At 69.4% G+C, this 16833-nt stretch carries 15 protein-coding genes and 1 pseudogene; 7 read left to right on the plus strand and 9 right to left on the minus strand.

Annotation, left to right across the window (positions count from 1 at the left end):
• Positions 1–249: 249 nt before the first annotated feature.
• The gene (locus WMF24_RS01065) at positions 250–468 is read right to left on the minus strand and encodes a hypothetical protein (RefSeq protein ID WP_437734467.1); all 219 of its coding nucleotides are present in this window, start codon (positions 466–468) and stop codon (positions 250–252) included.
• A gap of 494 nt (positions 469–962) precedes the next feature.
• On the opposite strand from WMF24_RS01065, the gene WMF24_RS01070 reads away from it, so the two are divergent.
• Both WMF24_RS01070 and WMF24_RS01075 read left to right on the plus strand, forming a co-directional pair.
• Entirely contained in the window at positions 963–1523 is a 561-nt protein-coding gene (locus WMF24_RS01070) for a sigma-70 family RNA polymerase sigma factor (protein WP_437734468.1), read from the plus strand.
• Positions 1520–1720 (plus strand): hypothetical protein, encoded by a 201-nt coding sequence (locus WMF24_RS01075; protein WP_437635562.1) that lies wholly within the window; start codon positions 1520–1522, stop codon positions 1718–1720. The genes WMF24_RS01070 and WMF24_RS01075 overlap by 4 nt, the downstream gene beginning before the upstream one ends.
• Positions 1721–1810: 90 nt before the next feature.
• Here the strand turns inward: WMF24_RS01075 and WMF24_RS01080 are convergent, their stop codons facing one another.
• Positions 1811–1939, minus strand: a complete 129-nt coding sequence (locus tag WMF24_RS01080; RefSeq protein ID WP_437734469.1) for a hypothetical protein — start codon at positions 1937–1939, stop codon at positions 1811–1813.
• Positions 1940–2085: 146 nt separating this feature from the next.
• Here WMF24_RS01080 and WMF24_RS01085 point away from each other — a divergent pair, with 146 nt between their 5' ends.
• The gene (locus tag WMF24_RS01085; protein ID WP_437734470.1) at positions 2086–2844 is read left to right on the plus strand and encodes a hypothetical protein; all 759 of its coding nucleotides are present in this window, start codon (positions 2086–2088) and stop codon (positions 2842–2844) included.
• A 376-nt stretch (positions 2845–3220) separates the two neighbouring features.
• On the opposite strand, the gene WMF24_RS01090 is transcribed toward WMF24_RS01085, so the two are convergent.
• On the minus strand, positions 3221–4216 hold the full coding sequence (locus WMF24_RS01090) for a hypothetical protein (RefSeq protein WP_437734471.1): 996 nt from the start codon (positions 4214–4216) through the stop codon (positions 3221–3223).
• A gap of 592 nt (positions 4217–4808) precedes the next feature.
• Positions 4809–4955, minus strand: coding sequence for a hypothetical protein (locus tag WMF24_RS01095; protein WP_437734472.1), 147 nt, complete (start codon positions 4953–4955; stop codon positions 4809–4811).
• Positions 4956–5089: 134 nt separating this feature from the next.
• Here WMF24_RS01095 and WMF24_RS01100 point away from each other — a divergent pair.
• A pseudogene (locus WMF24_RS01100) lies at positions 5090–5239 on the plus strand (tyrosine-type recombinase/integrase); the annotation flags it as partial.
• Between the two features lie 219 nt (positions 5240–5458).
• Here the strand turns inward: WMF24_RS01100 and istB are convergent.
• From istB to WMF24_RS01115, 3 genes are read right to left on the minus strand one after another with little or no spacing between them, the layout of a single operon-like run.
• Entirely contained in the window at positions 5459–6265 is an 807-nt protein-coding gene (gene istB / locus WMF24_RS01105; RefSeq protein ID WP_437730019.1) for an IS21-like element helper ATPase IstB, read from the minus strand.
• A complete protein-coding gene (istA, locus tag WMF24_RS01110; protein WP_437730020.1) occupies positions 6252–7751 on the minus strand; it encodes an IS21 family transposase in 1500 nt (499 codons plus the stop codon). The genes istB and istA overlap by 14 nt, the downstream gene beginning before the upstream one ends.
• The gene (locus tag WMF24_RS01115) at positions 7748–8119 is read right to left on the minus strand and encodes a hypothetical protein (RefSeq protein ID WP_437730021.1); all 372 of its coding nucleotides are present in this window, start codon (positions 8117–8119) and stop codon (positions 7748–7750) included. Before WMF24_RS01115 ends, istA begins: the two co-directional genes overlap by 4 nt.
• Before the next feature lie 777 nt (positions 8120–8896).
• Here WMF24_RS01115 and WMF24_RS01120 point away from each other — a divergent pair.
• Positions 8897–9685, plus strand: coding sequence for a DUF2971 domain-containing protein (locus tag WMF24_RS01120; protein WP_437734473.1), 789 nt, complete (start codon positions 8897–8899; stop codon positions 9683–9685).
• A gap of 1146 nt (positions 9686–10831) precedes the next feature.
• Here WMF24_RS01120 and WMF24_RS01125 read toward each other — a convergent pair.
• Both WMF24_RS01125 and WMF24_RS01130 read right to left on the minus strand, forming a co-directional pair.
• Positions 10832–12526 carry a recombinase family protein gene (locus WMF24_RS01125; protein WP_437734474.1) on the minus strand — a complete coding sequence of 565 codons (1695 nt, stop codon included), beginning with the start codon at positions 12524–12526 and terminating at the stop codon, positions 10832–10834.
• A 180-nt stretch (positions 12527–12706) separates the two neighbouring features.
• Positions 12707–14224 (minus strand): xylulokinase, encoded by a 1518-nt coding sequence (locus tag WMF24_RS01130; protein WP_437734475.1) that lies wholly within the window; start codon positions 14222–14224, stop codon positions 12707–12709.
• Positions 14225–14359: 135 nt separating this feature from the next.
• Here WMF24_RS01130 and WMF24_RS01135 point away from each other — a divergent pair, with 135 nt between their 5' ends.
• On the plus strand, positions 14360–15394 hold the full coding sequence (locus tag WMF24_RS01135; RefSeq protein ID WP_437734476.1) for a zinc-dependent alcohol dehydrogenase: 1035 nt from the start codon (positions 14360–14362) through the stop codon (positions 15392–15394).
• A gap of 49 nt (positions 15395–15443) precedes the next feature.
• On the plus strand, positions 15444–16757 hold the full coding sequence (locus WMF24_RS01140) for a cytochrome P450 (protein ID WP_437734477.1): 1314 nt from the start codon (positions 15444–15446) through the stop codon (positions 16755–16757).
• Positions 16758–16833 lie beyond the last annotated feature (76 nt).

Here is a 16833-nt window from a genome sequence, read left to right on the forward strand (position 1 = left end):
CAGGAGACGAAACGCGATGAATACGATGGAGGATCTACTTGGTGCGATGTGGCTCATCTCGCCGCTCGGGCTCGCGATGATAGCCTGCGTCGCGATCGGCTACGCGGTCACCGCGCGCGAAGCGCTGGGACGGGCGCGAGGGCTTCGCGAGGCGCGCGAGCTCGCTCATGATGACGAGGAGGCCGCCCTCACCGATGCGAAGGACCAGGCAGCGGCGGAGCGGGACCGATACCGGCGCCTTCTGGACTGTCACGTCGATGCGGTGCTCGCCGCGCTGACAGACGTCCGCGCGCGCCCCGTCCCCTCGCCAGGAAGGGTCCTCGAGTCGTGCTGCGCGACGATGCCTTCGTGGAGGAGGAAGCTGGCCGAGAGCACGGGCTTGGAGCCGAGCGAGGTGGAGCGGCTCCTGAGGAGCGACCTCCCGATGACGCCCGGCCTCGCCCGGCAGCTCGAGGCCTTCACCGGCACGCCTGCTCGGTACTGGGAGCGCCTGTGGCGGCTACACGACGATCGTCGAGCGGACGCAGAGGAGACCGTGATGATGCAGGTCGGCGAGCCCGTCACCAAGCGCGAGAGCTCGGCGCGTCGCGCGGAGTCGGCGCCGCTGACTCCGCCGACGATACCTCCGCGCGCGCCCGACGTTCCTCCGCCTGTGGTGCCGTCTCCCGAGCTTGCGGCCAGAAGCCCGCGGGCGAAGCTACCGCCGCCTCCACTGCCGCGGCTTCGGTCGCCGCTGCCTGTCCGCGCCGCCATGGGGGCCGAGCTCGCCCGGCGCGCGGGGACGCTGACGAGCTTCCCGCTACAGCGTGACGAAGCGGGGCCGAGCTCTGCCGACGCGTCCGATTCGGAGGAGGCCGAGCGCTCTCCTCTGAACAAGACATCTCCGGGAGTAGGGAGCCATGGGTGAGCGTAGCCGTGCCTCGCGCTCATCGTAGGTGCGATTGCCCAAGGGGAGTAAGGCCATGGATCGTCCCAGCGAAGGCAAGCGCGCTGAGGCGTACGCGCGCTTGTTTTGCCCGATGTTGGTTCGCTCCGTGCTGCGCTGGTTGGAGAGGCTGGGGGTCCCACGGTGCCACCGTGGCGACGTCGCGGGCCAAGTCTGGCTCAATGTCTGCGAGAGCTGGCACAGGTTCGATCCGAAGCTCGGCAGGCCGGAGCGCTGGTTGAACACGATCACCGTACACGTTGCCGCGCACTACCACGAGCGTGCGCAGCACCGCAGGGAGGAGCTGGTCGATCTGATCGAGGTGCTTGATCCGGCGCCGGATGCTGCTGCTGTGCTCGAGTCCGACAACGTCAGGGCCAGCACCATCGATGCGGTGAATCAGCTCGTTCCGGAGCTGCGATTTGTTCTCGTAGAACACGACCTGAACGGAGTTCCGATGGCCCAGGTAGCCCAAGACGCAGGGGTGCCTCTCTCCACGATATACAAGCGACGCACAAGGGCCATTGGCGCGCTACGCGACATCATCGGGTGTCGGGAATCCGGGGAGACCATCACGCGGAGAGCGCGGTTGCAATGAGCGCCAAGGGTCTGGTTGTTCACTTCCGGCGTGACTTGGATGACCATGAGGCGGAGCGAATGATCGACGCTCTTATGATGATCAAAGGCGTCGTCAAGGTGTCACCCGTCGAGGCCGGTTACGAGGACGACCTGAACCGGCAGCGGGTCAGGCGAGATCTGCTCGACAAGATGCGCGCGCTTCTGGGCGAAGAATAGGCGTCGAACTCGGCGCTGGCGGACCGGGGTTCGAGGCCGTCAGCGTCGGCCGGTCACCGAGCCCGCCGACCCGTGCGTCACCCTCTGGTTCTACGTCTTCCACGTCGCGGCGCCTGCGATGTCGGCCGGCGCGCCCATGGTCTCGTGCTCGATCGGCGTGCGCAGGGCCCCGATGTGGTGCCCGCGTTCAGCGTCGCCGTGCGCCCGCTGGATCGGCATGCCTGGACATCCGCGCGCCATCGCCGGGTCTGGCCGGTCTGACGTGAAGCCCACCGCTGTCGCCGGTCTCGCACCCATTGTTGGTGAGCTCGTACTTGCGCTGCGGCGGAGGAATCCCGAGCTTCGGCGGCAAAGGCGGCGACGGGATGCCCGACGGCGCTCAGGACGGGGGCACCGGCTCGCCCGCGGCGTCGAACCCCACGAGCACAGGACGCGGTGGACGTGCGGAGCGGGAAAACTTCGGCTGTGAGCAGGGGGACCCCGGGAGCGCTGGGAACCCGGGGACGGTGGGCGCGATCGGCGAGGGCATCGGGCGCATCACCGAGACAGGCTGGGAAGGGGGCAAGGCCGGCGACGGCGAAAGGGGCACGCCGGGCCAGGGCGGCGGCGGAGGGGGCGGTCAGCGAGGCGGATGCGCGCTGTGCGGTGTGGCCACCAAGGGAGGCGCCGGCGGCGGCTCCGGAGGCGCTGGCGGCTGCGGCGGCAGGGGCGGCCGAGGGGGCGGAAACGGGCACCCGGCCATCGGCATCGTCGCGCTGCATGCCAAGGTGACCGTGCGCGATACGCTCATCACCACCCTCGACGCAGGCCCAGGCGGCGAAGGCGGGCCCCCCGAGGACGGCGGCGACGGCGGCCGAGGCGCGCCGGGCGGCTCCTTCGGCGACGGCATGTGGTCCTGTCAGGGGGCCGACGGTGGCCCCGGTGGCCCCGGCGGCTACGGCGGTCCCGGGCGTGGCGGCGACTCGATCGGCATCGCCTACCTGGACAAGGATCAGCTCGAGCTCGAGGGGGTCACGTACGAGCTGGGACCACCGGGCAAGGGCGGCACGAGCTGGTATTGGTCTGACGAGATGGTGACGGGGCAGGACGGCAACAAGGTCGAGACGCTCCGTTTCCCTGAATAGGATCGGCAATCGGGGCGCGAAGGGCCAGCACGGGCGACGTCCGCCCTTGTTCCCCTCTCGGGGAGCAGGCGGCCCGAGCGGAGCGGCTGGCAGTCCTTGGTGCGCGAGGAGACCGGGGCGCACGGACCGGGCGATGCGCGCGCCGAGCAAGACGTGCGCGCGGCTCCGCCCAGGCGAGGATCGCCGCGTACTGCGCCTCGGCGCCGAGTTCCTGGAGCTCCTCGCGCTCCATGAACAGCTCCGCCGCGGTGGCGCGCGCCGGCGTTGAAGGCGCTGAGCACGGCCGCGGCCGGAGGCCCTTGGAGCGCGAACTCATCGAGCGCGCTGACGTCGAGCTCGTGCTCCTCGAGCGCCCGGAGCGCGACCGCTGTGCGCCCTAGAGCGGCGCGTCCTCGTCGAGGTCTTCGCCGGCGCTTTCGTTGTCGGGGTCGCTGTTGCCTTCGAGCTTGCTGGCGAAGTGGAGGGTCAACAGGGACATGAGCTCGCGGAGCTGGGTGTCCTGCTGCTCGGCGGCCTCGTCTCCGTAGGGCTGCGCGGTGGGGCTGCTCTGCTCATCGGCTCGGGGCTTGTTCTTGTCGCGGGGCTGTGCGCGGGGGTAGGCGGGGCGTCCCCTCGGGCGCTTGGTCGCCCTGGAGGGCTTCGGCTCTTCCGGCGGTGGCGGCATCCGGCGTGGCGGACGCTCGCCCGCGAGGATCTTGCGGGCCCTCTCCTCCTGCTCCACGGCCGTCTCAGCGTACGCCACGAAGCGCAGCGCGTAGAACGGGACGCCGGCCCTATCGAGCTTTTCACCGAGAAGGGGCGGCAGCCGCGCGATCCGTGCGTACTGGCTCCGGCGCGCCTTCGACACCTGCGCACGCACCTTCGACGGCGTCTGGTACCAGAAGGCAGCGCACCAGGCATAGGTTATGAATTCCGGCACCAGCAGCCTCTCTTGGTGACGTTCGTCGAAGCCGTAGGTCGTCACGAAGCGGGGCGGCGGGGGCCTCCTGCGGCGCTGGAAGCGCCCGCCATCGCCGCCCGGCGTGGGCTCCAGGCGCGCAGCTTCTTCCTGGAGGCGCTTGTGCTCCCGCTCCAGCTCCGCCGCCCGGCGCTCGAGCGCCCGCTCCCTTCGCGCGAGCTCCCGCCGCTCCTGCTCGAGCTGATGGCGCTCCAGGGCGACCTGCATCTCCTGCGCGTGGGGATCGGTGCGGTCCTCGGTGAGCAGCTTAACGATCACCGGCAAGCCCACGGCCAGCGCGGGCGCGGCAGCAGTGAGGGCCTGGACCAGCGGCGAGGGCTGCGGCGGATGCGGGGAGGGCTGCGGCGACTGAGGGGCCTGCGGCGGCTGTGGCGGCTGCGTGCCCCGCGGGGGCTGCCGGTCAGGGGAGGCCATCTATCCCACCGTACCGATGGACGCGGCCGGGTCGACTCCATACCCGGTTTACGACGGCGTAAACCGACCGCCTCATCAGCGTGATCGTGGCCGGATGCCGAAACATTTTGCAGAGTTGGCCGTTCAGCAAAGGAGGGCTCAAGCGTCGTTTGGAGCGGCGCTGCGCGCAGCTGGAGGAGATGCTCTTCTGGCCGAGGGGCGCCCCGCGGCGCGCCCATACCGCCGACGCCGGCCGCTCCGCCCTCGGCGGCGATGTGGCCGGGCTCGACCAAGTGGCGGACCATGGCCCCAAACTCGCCGATGTGCGCCTCGACCTTCGCGCCCGCGCCGCCGCGGGAGAAGCCGCCAAGCTCGCCTCGAGCCCCTTGCCGAGCGGCGCGGCACGAACTCGGGTAGCTCGACGGCGGCGCTCCGCCCTCAACCAGGCGGACATCCAGGCGGACATCGACGCGGCCCCTCCGCTCTCGACCAGGTGGACATTGACGTCCCCGAACTCGTCGGCATCCATCCACCTTGACGCCCGCGGCCGCTCCCCCGCCTCGCGCCGCCCGTAGCAATCGGCGCCCCCCCCGCGGGGTACAAGCCTACCACGTCAGCGACGGCGCCGGAGGCCGAGGACGAGCGCGGCGCCCATGCCGACGGGCACGAGCAGGGCCACGCCGACCCACGCCCAATCCAGGGGATCCGAGCTAAAGGAGACGGCCTCCAGGCCGCACCCGGGAGAACACGCTCTCCTCATCAGGCAGCCCATCCTCTCATAAACCGCCTGCTCCGGTCCGCCGGAAGGTGCGGACCACGCCGCGGTGCTCCTCGACACGGCGCTGCTCTCCGCTCAGGCATCGTGTACGCTAGCGCGATGGCGAGCAGCTCCGGCGGCATCATCTGCACGCGACGGTGCTCTAGCGCACGGTGCGAGAGACCGCCCTCGCCGCCGGTCTGTCGAGGCGCGCGAGCTGCCACACCCTGCGCCACTCCTTCGCCACGCACCTGCTGGAAGCCGGCTACGACATCCGCACGATCGAGGGTGTGTGTCCGGCAACGTCACGATGAGGCGACCGCGCCGCGTGACCTACCCTATGGCGCTGGACAGCAGCTGGGTCTGTAGATGGCCTCGAAAATCCGCAGGAATCTGACCGCGACAATCCGCGGAAACGTGACCCTCGCGTCCGCAGAGAAATGACCGCGGCGCCCGCGGGAATCTCACCCTGGGCGCCGCGGAAATCTGACCCGATCTCGCCCGGGTCAGCGCCGCTTCGTTGCCGCGGGCGCAGGCGGCTCTGCGGCCTCCGCCCTCGGCCTGGAGCGCGCCTCGCTCATGGCCAGCGACTCCTTCTGCCGCCACGAGTCGGCATCGATGTCGAGGATGTGGCAGTGCTGGACGAAGCGGTCGATCAGCGCCGAGACGCACGCCGCGCCTGGAAACACCGTGCTCCACTGCTTGAATGGCAAGTTCGTCGTCAGCACGAGCGAGCGGCTCTCGTGCCTGCGGCTGATGATGTTGTAGAGCAGGTCGGCGGACTGACGGCTGCACGGCAGGTAGCCGATCTCGTCCAGGATCAGCAGCGACGGGGCCGTGTATTTCCGCAGCCGCCGCTCCAGGGCCGGCAGCGACTCCTGCTTGAGCAGATCGGCGAGCGCGGCCGACAGCGTCGTGAAGCGCACGGTGTAGCCGCGCTGGAGCGCGAGCATGCCGAGGTTCTGGGCGAGCATGGTCTTGCCGACGCCGCTCGGACCTCGGAGCAGGACGTTGTGCCCCTTGGCGATGAAGTCGAGGGTCATCAGCTCCTCGACGAGCTCACGCTGGATCGTGCGCGGGTGGTTCCAGTCGAAGCGTTCAAGGGGCTTGAAGGCGCCGAGGGTCGCCGCCTTGGCGCGCGCGGCGAGGTTGCGCTCCGCGCGCTCGCGGCGGGCGATGGCGGCGAGCTCCTCGAAGGTCTGCACCGGCGACAGGCGCGCCGTGGTGGCGTGCGCGATGAGCGCGAGCAGCGCCTCGCGCGACACGCGTACGCCGAGAGAGCGAATCAGCTCGGCGACGTCATCGTTGGGCATCGTAGGACTCCAGGTCGTGGGGGATCACGTCGCGATCGGGGACGTGGGCTCCGAGATCGATGTCGATGGGGACGGGGCCGTCGGCGGCGCGGCGGCGCTCCTCGCAGAGCACGGCGAGGGCGCCGGGATCGTGGGTGCCGCGGGCGATGGCCTCGCGCGCCGCAGCGCCCAGGATCTCGACGCCGTACAGGTCGAGAAGGCGCAGGGCCTTGGCGGTCATGAAGCCGACGTTGCGACCGGCCTCGACCCAGCGCGCTTGCAGGATCTCGAAGCCGGGGATCGCGGCGCCGAGCCGATCTCGCCCCTTGGCCTCGCGCGCGGCGCGCTTGTGGTCGAGCAGCTCGGCACGATGCTCGGGCGCCTCGATGATCTGGCGTCGTCCCCAGCAGCGCGCGTGCCGCGCTACCTCGGTGCTGCCGTCCGAGAGCCGCACGGTCCTGTCACTGGCGACGAGCGTCAGCGTCTTGCCGTGGTGGATCGACGGCGCCGAATAGCGGTTTCCGTCGAAGTGCACGAAGGCGGTCTTGTCGACGGACACGGGCTCGACGAGGTCGGTCTCCGGCAGCGGGTCGGGCAGCGCGAGCAGCCGCGTCCTTTCCTCCGCGAGCACCTGGTCGACGCGCCGCTCAGGCCACCGCGGGTGCGGGCGCACGTTGGCGATCTCGTCGAGGAAGGCGAGCAGCTCGGCGTTGCCCTGATCGAGGTCACGAATCGTCCGCGCGGCGAAGAAGCGGTCGCGCAGGAAGCGGATCGCTCGCTCAACCTTGCCCTTGTGCTGCGGCTTGCGCACGGCGCAGAGCCGCGGCGCGACGCAGAGCTGCCCGGCGAGCGAGAGCAGGTCCGGGTGGAAGCGCACCGCGTCGCCGTGGCGCTCGATGACAACGGTCTTGGGGTTGTCGAAGAGCCACTGTCTGGTCGCGCCGCCGAAGTAGCAGCACGCGCGCACGAGCGAGCGGCGGAGCGAGCTCGCGGACAGATCGAGCACGAGCTCGCCCCAGATCGCGCGCGAGTACGACAGGACCATGACGAAGGCCCAGAGCTGACGCGTGCCTCCCGCGACGCACAGCTTGCCGATATAGGCCCAGTCGATCTGGGCCTGCTCGGCGATGAGCGGCTCGACGCGGAGGAAGGCCTCGCTCTGAGGCGCCGGGCGCACGAGCCGGACATGCCGTCGCACCGTGCGGATGCTGCCCTCGTAGCCGCGCTCCACCAGCATGTCGTACAGGCGCGTGGCGCGGAGCCGGGGATACTGCGTCAGCGTCTCGATGACGAAGGCCTCGTAGCCGCGCAGCGGCAAAGGCACCTCGCTCATCGCGGCCTCCGCGTCGCGAACGATGGGCAGCGAGCGCGCCCCCTTGCCGAGGCCGAGCACGCGCTCGACGGTGTCGTGGTGCAGACCGAGCTGCGTCGCGATGGTGCCGACCTTCCAGTGCTCGGCGAAGTGCAGGCGGCGGATCTCCGCCTCCTTGGCCTGGTCGATCGTCATCGACCGAGGCTCCTGCGAAGGCGATGCTCGCCACGGAAGTTACCGATCCCCGGCAGCCGTTGACCACGGCGGGGCGGGGCGTCCATGAACAGAGGCTCGACAACGTAGTGAAGCGTCGCGCGCGCGACGCCGAGGCCGTCGCACAAACCCAGGGCGAACAAGACGTCCTCGGACTCCGCAGAAACGACAGCGCGGACCCTCTGATCGTGCCAGAGCGCCATCGACTCGCACAGCATGGGTCCGGCGAACCGATGCGCCGGCGTGGCCACCGACCGCAGCCGGGCCTTCATCACCTCGTCGGGCCCCTGCGTCAGCAACACCCGCGTCTCCCGCGGCGTCGCGGAGATCGTCATCACCAGCTCGTCCATCCCTCGACTCCTGCGGGCCGGCGACGGCCACGTCGTCCCTCGACGTCGGCGCGCCGGCCCGCGGGCACACGCTGGCGGACGGGGGCAAGTTATCGGAACCCGTATCCATCACGCGCCGGCCTTGTCGGGCGCGGTAGGCACGCTGGTGATCGCGGTGATCGAGGCGCCCCTCGGGGGAGCGCTGGTGCCGCAGCCGCGCCGCGCGCTGGGCCCGCTGGCGAGCCGCGTCGCGGCAACCGCTGCCGCAGTACATCTGCCCTCGATCACACCGCCCGCAGACGAAGAAGATGGCGGCGCAGAGCCCACAACGGGCGAGCCGGAAGCTGCCTTGCACGAGTCCCCGGACGAGCGCGCCGAGAAGTTGCCCTCGGCGGCTGGGTCGTGCGAGACAGGCCGAACATCGGTCTGTCGCCGATCCCCGGAAGGCCCTGGTCGCTACCCAGGGCCTTCGTCTTTTCGGCGCGCTGCTTGGGCGCGATCTCTACCGCCGCCCCTCGCGCTGGCGAACTTCCCGGCCGCCGGCGCTCGCCCCAGGCGTAACGACGCGAGGGTCACAAATCTGCGGATCGGGGTGGCCGTCTACACTGGGTCTTGCGGCGCAAAGCCGATCCGTGAGATCCCCCATGGGGGAGGTCACAAAAGACGACGATCTAGACAGACCTGGTCCGGCGGCTTGGGTTGACCAATTGACTAACAGTTGGGCGGACCGACATCATGAGACTGACCTTCCATTCGAACATGATTGCACGAGTGCCGTCCACCATATAGGTGATCCTGATGCCGAAAGAATGGCCTGGTATACTGTATCACTACACGTCATCACACGCCCTGATCAGCATCCTTCAGTCTCGATGCATTTGGCTTAGTGGTCGCTGGAACCTTAACGACACAGACGAGGGCGCCGTCTTCCGCAGGCATCTCCAATCCTATGCGGAGTCGGAGTCGCTCGACGGCTCGAACGTTGAGCGTGTTCTCGCGGAGTTGGCGTCGTTTGAGTCTTACGTTAGCTGCTTTAGTTCAAAGGGAGATATGCTGAGCCAGTGGCGTGGCTATGCGAATAATGGCACCGGCGTATCTATCGGATTTAACACTTCGAGCTTGATTGGCGTTATCGATGGGGGCAGTGTATGTCTGCTGCAAAAGGTTGCGTATGCAGACAAGGTTGAGGACCTGACCGTAGAAACGAAGTCGCTCATGAAAGCTCTGCTGACGAGGAAGGGCGAGCCCGGTCTTGAGTTCAAGCAGAGCGCGGCCAAGGTGATGTGGGCGATCAAGAATAGCGCCTTTGCGGAGGAGGATGAGTACAGACTGATTCTGACGTCACTGCCCGGCGCTCGAGATGTCGCATTGCCCAGCGGCGCGAGCGCAAAACTCAAGCACCGGCCGACTGACGCAGGAATTCGTGAGTACTATGAATTGAGTCTGGGACCGCGATATGATACCGCAATATCGGAGATAATTCTCGGTCCGAAGAACGACTCTCATGTCGATGTTGTGCAGCGTTTTCTTGCATCGGTAGGCCTTCCGGATGTTCCGGTCCGGAAGTCGGTGGCCACCTACCGTTGATGCGTCCCAGCCGCGGGCGGACCGCGCTTGCGGGCGACGCTGGCGCACGGGCTACGTCGTGCCCCTCTAAGCACGCCGCCGCTCGCACGCCGTCAGCGGCGTGGCCACGGCGCCGCCGTGAGGGACCGCGCTCGCACCGAACGGCAGCGCAAGGACGCCGCCCCGGAGACCAAGCGCCGTAATCTCACCTACTCAGGGGTCGACACCGACCGCGCGGTCAGGGAGCGGTTTACGGGACACCCCGGTGCTGCCGCGGTGTTCGGATCGCGTCACAGGCTGCGCACCCGAGCCACCTGGCGGGGCGTGGTACCATATCAGCTCGGTCGTCCGTGTACTACTCTTGACGTCAAGCAGGCGATCGGGCAATAAGAACACATGGGAATGTGGTGTTACGTGCGACTTGCGCCCGGCGAGCTTCGACCTTTGTCGACCAAGGCATTCGAGCTCTTTTATCACCAAGGGCATCCATTGCCTGAGGGTATCATCGAAGGCGAGGGACCGGTGTGCGTTGCTACCGTACTCGTTGAGATGACCAACAGGAAGGCTGAGGGCGTACTCAGGATTGATTGTATGATCGTTCGCGTGTGCTCGAACCGAACGATTGATGTGAGTCACCGATACGAGTCGATGAGTCTTGTTATGCGTCAGTTCCCTAGCTTGCTTCGATCGCCAGAAGAGAAGGGGCCGGAGTCCAACGTCGTCGACGCCTCGGAAAAGTTTGAAATCAGGAACCTTCAGCGATCTCACAAGTGGGTTCCGGATGACTCCGATTGGCAAGCTCTTCGCTCTCTCGTGAACAAGCGTGCGAAATGCGAGATCTTGCAACAAGCACATAGGAAGCTGATTCGTTAGGGTATGCGACTCCCACACGGCGACCTGCCCAGCTCCGGCCGAGTAGCGTTCTGGTGGGGGAGCGCTCGGAGAAGAGGCTACCTCACCGCCGGAGGACGACGCACGCTGGACCGGAGCGGTGCACTTTCCGTCAGTCCGATGTAACCACGTCCAGGCTCAGCGGCCGCAGGAAGTGCAGCCAAGATCGCGTGAAGGTGGCGATCGGCGAGGCAGCGGGGGGGCACCGCGATGATCGGCGAGGGGCGGGGGCTGCCAGCCGCTTCCCGCGTCTCTCCCCGCGGTGGAGCGCAGCGGTCAGCTCTGCGAACGCTCGACCGGAGTGGAAGCACCATCCATCGTGCCGAGATAGTCACGCGCCGATATCGACGGCGCGGGGAGCGCGGCGACGATCGGGGACGGCGAGGCGACCGGCGAGGGCGCGGCCAGCGCAGCGGCGATCGGAGCAGGGCGGAGCGCAGGCAGCTCCTGCGCACCATGCGCCGCTGATATCTGCGATGGATCGCGCCATGTAATCCTGATCTGTTTGTCCTTCATTGCCTCGACTTTCGAGGAGAACGCGCGGATCAGCGCTCGCTTGACGTCGATCGGCAGAACGCTCCACTCGTCGACTATCTGCTGAACATACGCATGCGCGTGCTTCCGAGTCTCGACGGTGTCGTTGCCCGCCGTTTCTTTGAACTCGACTTCCTTTGCCTCGATTGCTGCGAGCGCGTCATCGAGGCGATTCAGTTCTACCTTCACGTCCTCGACCGTGAAGAGCCCCTTCGCAACAAATTCCACGACGCGCTGTCGCGCGATCTTGATCTCCCGCCGCTGGGCGGCGAAATCGGGCTTCTCGATCTGGCGCGGCGGCCTGGTGAGCGAGGTGAGTAGCGATCGAGCAAACGCCAGGAATTGCTCTCCCACAGCGGCGTCCGCGTCCGGCTGGCGGAGGTATGCGGAGGACTTGCACCGCACGCCCTTCTCTTTCTGCTCAACATGGCCGCGGCAGACGTAGTAGCCTACCTTGTGCCGGCCGCTGCGTGATGGCGGAATCGCGGCGACGCTGCCGCCGCATTCCGCGCAGCGGCAGATGCTGCGCAGCAAGTGGTTCGCCGTCGCAGACTCGGCCTGTGGCTTTCTCCCGCGGCGTCGGTCTCTCAGTGCGAGCTGGACGTTGTTGAAGGTCTCATCGTCGACGATCGCCTCGTGAGCGGGGATCCATTCCGCCGGAAGCTGCACGGCGCCGCGTGTGGCCTTCGGCCGCACGGCGGTCTTTGCAATACGGCCCGTGTAGACGCGGTTCCGCAGAGCGATCACCACCCAGGCGCGTCCGAAGGCTTTGATGTTGCCGTACTCCTGGCGAAGCCGCTTCGCGATCTCAAACACGCTGCAGCCTTCCAGCGAGAGCGTAAACATGCGGCGCACCACCGCGGCGTGCTCCGGAACCACGCGGAGCGGCAGCGGCGTCTTCGTTCCTTTGGGCTTCGGCTGGCGTTCGTAGCCGAACGGCGGCTGCCCCTCGACGAAGTACCCCTGGACGCGCAGGTGCTTGCGCCCCCCTTCGGTCCGCTCCTTGATCCGGCGGCGCTCCTGTTCCGCGCCGACCGCCCAGTTGGCCAGCGTGTCCTCTGCCATCGGCGAGCGCGAATCGAAGCCCTTGTCAATGGCGACGAACACGGCGCCCTTGCGCATGATCTGCCGGACGTTCTTCACGATGAAGACCACGTCGCGCCCGAAGCGGTCGATGTCGGTCACGATCACCATGTCGCCGCGGCGGACGTCGGCCAGGAGCGCGGCGACCTTCTTCCTGTTCGCTTCGTTCTCCTCGCCGCCGCTCTCGACTTCCGGAAACAGGATCGGCTCCGGCAGCGAGTGGAGCCGGCAGTAGGTGCCGATCTTCTCGGTCTGGGCGTCCAGGGAGACGCCCGCGATTTCCTGCTCCCTCGTTGACACGCGCGGGTAGCCGAGGGTCCGACGGATCGCGGTGTTGGGGGTTGCGTCTTTCATTTGTTGCGCCTGTCCAAAAGGTTGATCCTACTCCGGCCGGCCAAGCTGAGCAAATCGCCGGTTTAAGCCGGAATTTCCGCCTCTCCTGCGTCTACCAAAAGCTCCGCAGCTCTGGATCTCCGCGCCAGCGACGCCGCCCACCAGGAACTCCGCGCCTGCGGCAGCTCCGCGGCCCCGCACCTACTCCCTGGTGAACGCCGCCAGCCGCCTCAGCAGCCCCGAGAGCTGCGGATACACGTCCCTGTAAATCTCCAGCAGCGCCGCATAGCGCCCCCGGCGCGCGGGATCCGGCTCGAACGTCGCCGTCGCCGTCCCGCGCATCGCCTTTGCGGCCGCCTCGATGCTCCCGACCAGCCCGGCGCCGGCGGCCGCGCACATGGCGGCGCCGAGGCACGCCGCCTCGACCGTCCCGGACCGCTCCAGGACCACGCCCGTCGCGTCGGCCATGACGGCGCACCAGAGGTCGCTCGCGGCGACGCCCCCGACCGCGGCGAACTCCGCGACCTCGATCCCCGCCCGGCCGCGCATCAGGTCGAGCACCAGCGCCTGCTCCAGCGCCACGCCCTCGATCAGCGCGCGGTAGACGTGCCCGCGCCCGTGCGCGTCCGACAGGCCCAGGATCGCGCCGCGCGCGTCGAGGTCCCAGTGCGGGTTCATGGCGCCCTCCCAGTAGGGCAGGAGCAGCAGCCCGCCGCTGCCGGGCGGCAGCGACGCCGCCTCCGCCTCGATCGCGGCCATCGCCGCGCCGTCGCGCGGGTCGACGCCCAGCAGGCGGCGCAGGAACCAGTCCGAGAGCAGCGCCCCGCTGCGCAGGCTGCTCTCCAGCACATAGCCGCGGCCGGTGGCGCTGGTCATCGTGCGGAAGGCCGGGTCCTGCCGCGGCTCCGGACACGAGACCCCGAACACGACGGCCGTGCCGAGGTTCAGGTAGGCGCGCCGCGGGTCCAGCGCGTCGACGCCGAGACCGGCCACCTGGCCGTCGCCGCCGCCCGCCAGCACCGGCGTGCCCGCGCGCAGCCCCGTGGCCGCCGCGGCCGCCTCCGTCACCGCGCCGAGCGGCGCGCCCGGGGCGAGCGCCTCCGGCAGCCGGTCGGGCGTGATGCCGACGGCGCCGCAGAGCTCCTCGGACCAGCGGTGCGCGCCGATGTCGAAGAGCGCGAGCGGATCGGCGCTCGCCCAGCTCGTGCGGGCGCGCCCGGTCAGCGCCCGCACGAGGTAGGCCTGCACGTCGCAGAACATGGCGGTGCGCCGGTGGGTCTCCGGCTCCTCCTCGGCCAGCCACGCGATCTTGGGCAGCGCCGGGCCGAAATCCGCCGCCTTCCCGGACAGCGCCCGCAGCCGGCCCTCCCCGATGCGGCGGACCAGGGCGCCGAGGTGCCCGCGCGCGCGCCCGTCCAGCCACAGCATGGCCGGGCGCAGCGGCTCGCCGTCGGGGCCGAGGCAGGCGAAGGTCTCGCGCTGGTGCGCGACGGCGAGGCCCGCGATGCGGCCCGGGTCCACCGCGGCGGTGACCTCCGCGACCGCCCGGCACAGGGCGCCCCACCAGTCCCGGGGATCCTGCTCGAACCGGTCGGGCGCCGGCCGCCCCAGCGAGAGCGGCGCCCGACCGAGGGCCAGCAAGCGGCCCTGCGCGTCGAAGGCGGCCGCCTTGGCGGCGGTGGTGCTCAGGTCGATGCCGAGGACGAGATCGGCCCGCATCGCGCCCGTCAGCAGCCCGGAAGGTGACGTTGACAGGCGATCACGGGGGCAGACTACAGTGCGCAGCGCGCCGGCTCAATCGTCCGGGTCGGCGCGGCCGCGGTACCGGCGCGGCGGCGAAAGGAGAATGAGACGGTGCGCGCAACCTTCATCCACGGCATCCGCGACGTTCGGCTCGGCGAGGTCGAGCCTCCGCAGCCGCGCGAGGGCATGGTCACGATCCAGGTCGCCGGCTGCGGGATCTGCGGCAGCGACCTTCATTACTACCTGGAGGGCGGCATCGGCGCGGCGCAGATCCATGATCCCTTCGTCCCAGGGCACGAGTTCGCCGGCTGGGTCGCCGAGGACCACCCGGAGCTCGGCCTCTCCAGGGGCCAGCTCGTCGCCGTCGACCCCGCGCATTCCTGCGGCCGCTGCGAATGGTGCCAGCGCGGCCACGTGAACCTCTGCCCCTTCGTCGCGTTCCTTGGCGCGCCGCCGCTCCACGGCGCCATGGCGGAGCGGCTCGCCGTGCACCCCGGCCAGGTCGTGCCGCTCCCCCCGGGCTTCTCGGTCCGCCGCGCCGTGATGCTGGAGCCGCTGGGCGTCGCGGTCCACGCCATGGACCTGGCGCGCCCGCGCCTGCAGGAGACGGTGGCGGTGCTGGGCTGCGGGCCCATCGGCCTGTGCCTCGTCCAGCTCGCGCGCCTGGCCGGCGCCGACCGCGTCTTCGCCGTCGACCCTGTCGCGTACCGGGCGGAGGCCGCGCGCCGGCTGGGCGCGCACGACGCGGCGCCGACGTTCGAGGCCGTCGCGGCGTGGACGGGCGGCCGGGGCGTCGATCTCGTCCTCGAGGCGACGAACTCGCCCGAGGGCTTCCACCACGCGGCCGAGGCCGCGCGCATCGGCGGGCGCGTCGTGCTGGCGGGCATCCCCGAGGGCGACCGCTACGCGCTGCCGGCGGCGCTGTGCCGCCGCAAGGGGCTGAAGATCAAGCTCTCCCGGCGCATGGGGCACGTGTACCCGCGGGCGATCCGCCTCGTCGCCGAGGGGGCGGTGGACGTCGACTCCATCGTCACCCACCGCTTCGACCTGTCGAACGCCGCCGAGGGCTTCCGCCTGCAGGCCGACTGCCGGGACGGGGCGCTGAAGTCGATCATCGTCCCGGAGGACGGCGACACGCCGTTCTGACCGGGCCAGCGAAGGAGCTCCTCATGGTCAGCATGTCCGAAGGTGCGTCATGACCTCGATCGAGCACGACGGGACCGCTCAGGGCCGGGCCAGCGGCTCTCCGGCCAGCCAGCTCGCCGCCGCGTTCGACCCGCTCGGGGAGCCGTACCTCTCGGATCCCTACCCGATCTTGCAGCAGCTCCGGACCGAGGCGCCGGTGTTCTACAGCCGGGAGCTCGATTGCTGGGTCGTCACGCGCCACGAGGACGTCGTCCGGATCTTCCGGGACGCCGACGCGTTCTCGGCCGCGATCGCCATCGAGCCCGTCACCCCGCCGCGGCCCAGGGCGATCCAGAAGCTCATCGAGATCGGGTATGTCCGGGGCCCCGCCCTCGTGAACGAGGACCCGCCCGTGCACACGAGCCGGCGCCGGCTCCTCGCCGAGGCCTTCACGCGGAAGCGCGTGAGCGACCTCGAGCCGAGGGTGCGGGCGTGGACGACCGAGTCCATCGACGCCTTCGTGAAGCACGGGAAGGCCGATCTCGTCGGCCAGCTCGCGTGGGAGATCCCCGCGCTCACCGTCTTCGCCTTCCTCGGCGCTCCGGACGAGGACATCCCCCTGGCGAAGGAGCTCGCCACCCCACGCGCGCTGTTCACCTGGGGCCGCCCCACGGAGGACGAGCAGGTCCGCCTCGTCGAGGAGCTCGGGGCGTGCTGGCATTACTGCAAGCGGCACATCAAGCGCCTCATGGACGCTCCCGGCGACGATTTCATGAGCGACGTGATCACGAGGTGGCGGGAGCACCCGGATCTCTACGACGAGAGCGCGCTGGCCAACCTCTGCATGAGCATCATGTTCGCCGGGCACGAGACGACGAGCAACGCGGCGGGCAGCGGCTTCCGCGTCCTGCTGGAGCACCGAGAGCAGTGGGAAGCTCTTTGCGCCGATCCCTCGCTGATCCCGAACGCTGTCGAGGAGATCCTCCGTCACCAGTCCTCGGTCCCCGCCTGGAGGCGGCGCGCCACGAGGCCCGTCGAGGTGGGGGGCGTGCAGATCCCGGAGGGCGCGAAGCTGCTCGTCATCACCGCGTCAGCGAACCACGACAGCGCCGTGTTCCCGGACGGCGAGCGGTTCGACATCCACCGGACGAACGCCGACAGGCACCTCGCCTTCGGCCACGGGCGACACTTCTGCATGGGGGCGCCCCTGGCGCGCATGGAGCTGCGGGTGTTCCTGGAGGAGGTCACGCGCCGGCTGCCGCACATGGAGCTCATCCCCGGCCAGGACTTCCAGTACGTGCCCAACATCTCGTTCCGGGGCCCGGACCACGTGTGGGTCCAGTGGGATCCCACGAAGAACCCCGCTCCGGGCGACCGGGCCTGAGGCAAGCCAGCGCGTCGGGTCGGCAGGACCGCGCGCTGGCTCGAGCGCGGCGGGCCGCGCGCCGCTCGAGCCTGCG

It is taken from the genome of Sorangium sp. So ce1335 (genome assembly GCF_051521615.1).
Taxonomy (GTDB): domain Bacteria; phylum Myxococcota_A; class Polyangia; order Polyangiales; family Polyangiaceae; genus Sorangium.

Excerpts from the sequence above, each read along its gene's own strand:
- WMF24_RS01070 (WP_437734468.1), top strand. The coding sequence starts at position 963 with ATGGATCGTCCCAGCGAAGGCAAGCGCGCTGAGGCGTACGCGCGCTTG.
- WMF24_RS01075 (WP_437635562.1), top strand. The coding sequence starts at position 1,520 with ATGAGCGCCAAGGGTCTGGTTGTTCACTTCCGGCGTGACTTGGATGAC.
- WMF24_RS01080 (WP_437734469.1), bottom strand. The coding sequence starts at position 1,939 with ATGCCGATCCAGCGGGCGCACGGCGACGCTGAACGCGGGCACCACATC.
- WMF24_RS01085 (WP_437734470.1), top strand. The coding sequence starts at position 2,086 with ATGCCCGACGGCGCTCAGGACGGGGGCACCGGCTCGCCCGCGGCGTCG.
- WMF24_RS01090 (WP_437734471.1), bottom strand. The coding sequence starts at position 4,216 with ATGGCCTCCCCTGACCGGCAGCCCCCGCGGGGCACGCAGCCGCCACAG.
- WMF24_RS01095 (WP_437734472.1), bottom strand. The coding sequence starts at position 4,955 with ATGAGGAGAGCGTGTTCTCCCGGGTGCGGCCTGGAGGCCGTCTCCTTT.
- istB (WP_437730019.1), bottom strand. The coding sequence starts at position 6,265 with ATGCCCAACGATGACGTCGCCGAGCTGATTCGCTCTCTCGGCGTACGC.
- istA (WP_437730020.1), bottom strand. The coding sequence starts at position 7,751 with ATGACGATCGACCAGGCCAAGGAGGCGGAGATCCGCCGCCTGCACTTC.
- WMF24_RS01115 (WP_437730021.1), bottom strand. The coding sequence starts at position 8,119 with ATGGACGAGCTGGTGATGACGATCTCCGCGACGCCGCGGGAGACGCGG.
- WMF24_RS01120 (WP_437734473.1), top strand. The coding sequence starts at position 8,897 with ATGCCGAAAGAATGGCCTGGTATACTGTATCACTACACGTCATCACAC.
- WMF24_RS01125 (WP_437734474.1), bottom strand. The coding sequence starts at position 12,526 with ATGAAAGACGCAACCCCCAACACCGCGATCCGTCGGACCCTCGGCTAC.
- WMF24_RS01130 (WP_437734475.1), bottom strand. The coding sequence starts at position 14,224 with ATGCGGGCCGATCTCGTCCTCGGCATCGACCTGAGCACCACCGCCGCC.
- WMF24_RS01140 (WP_437734477.1), top strand. The coding sequence starts at position 15,444 with ATGACCTCGATCGAGCACGACGGGACCGCTCAGGGCCGGGCCAGCGGC.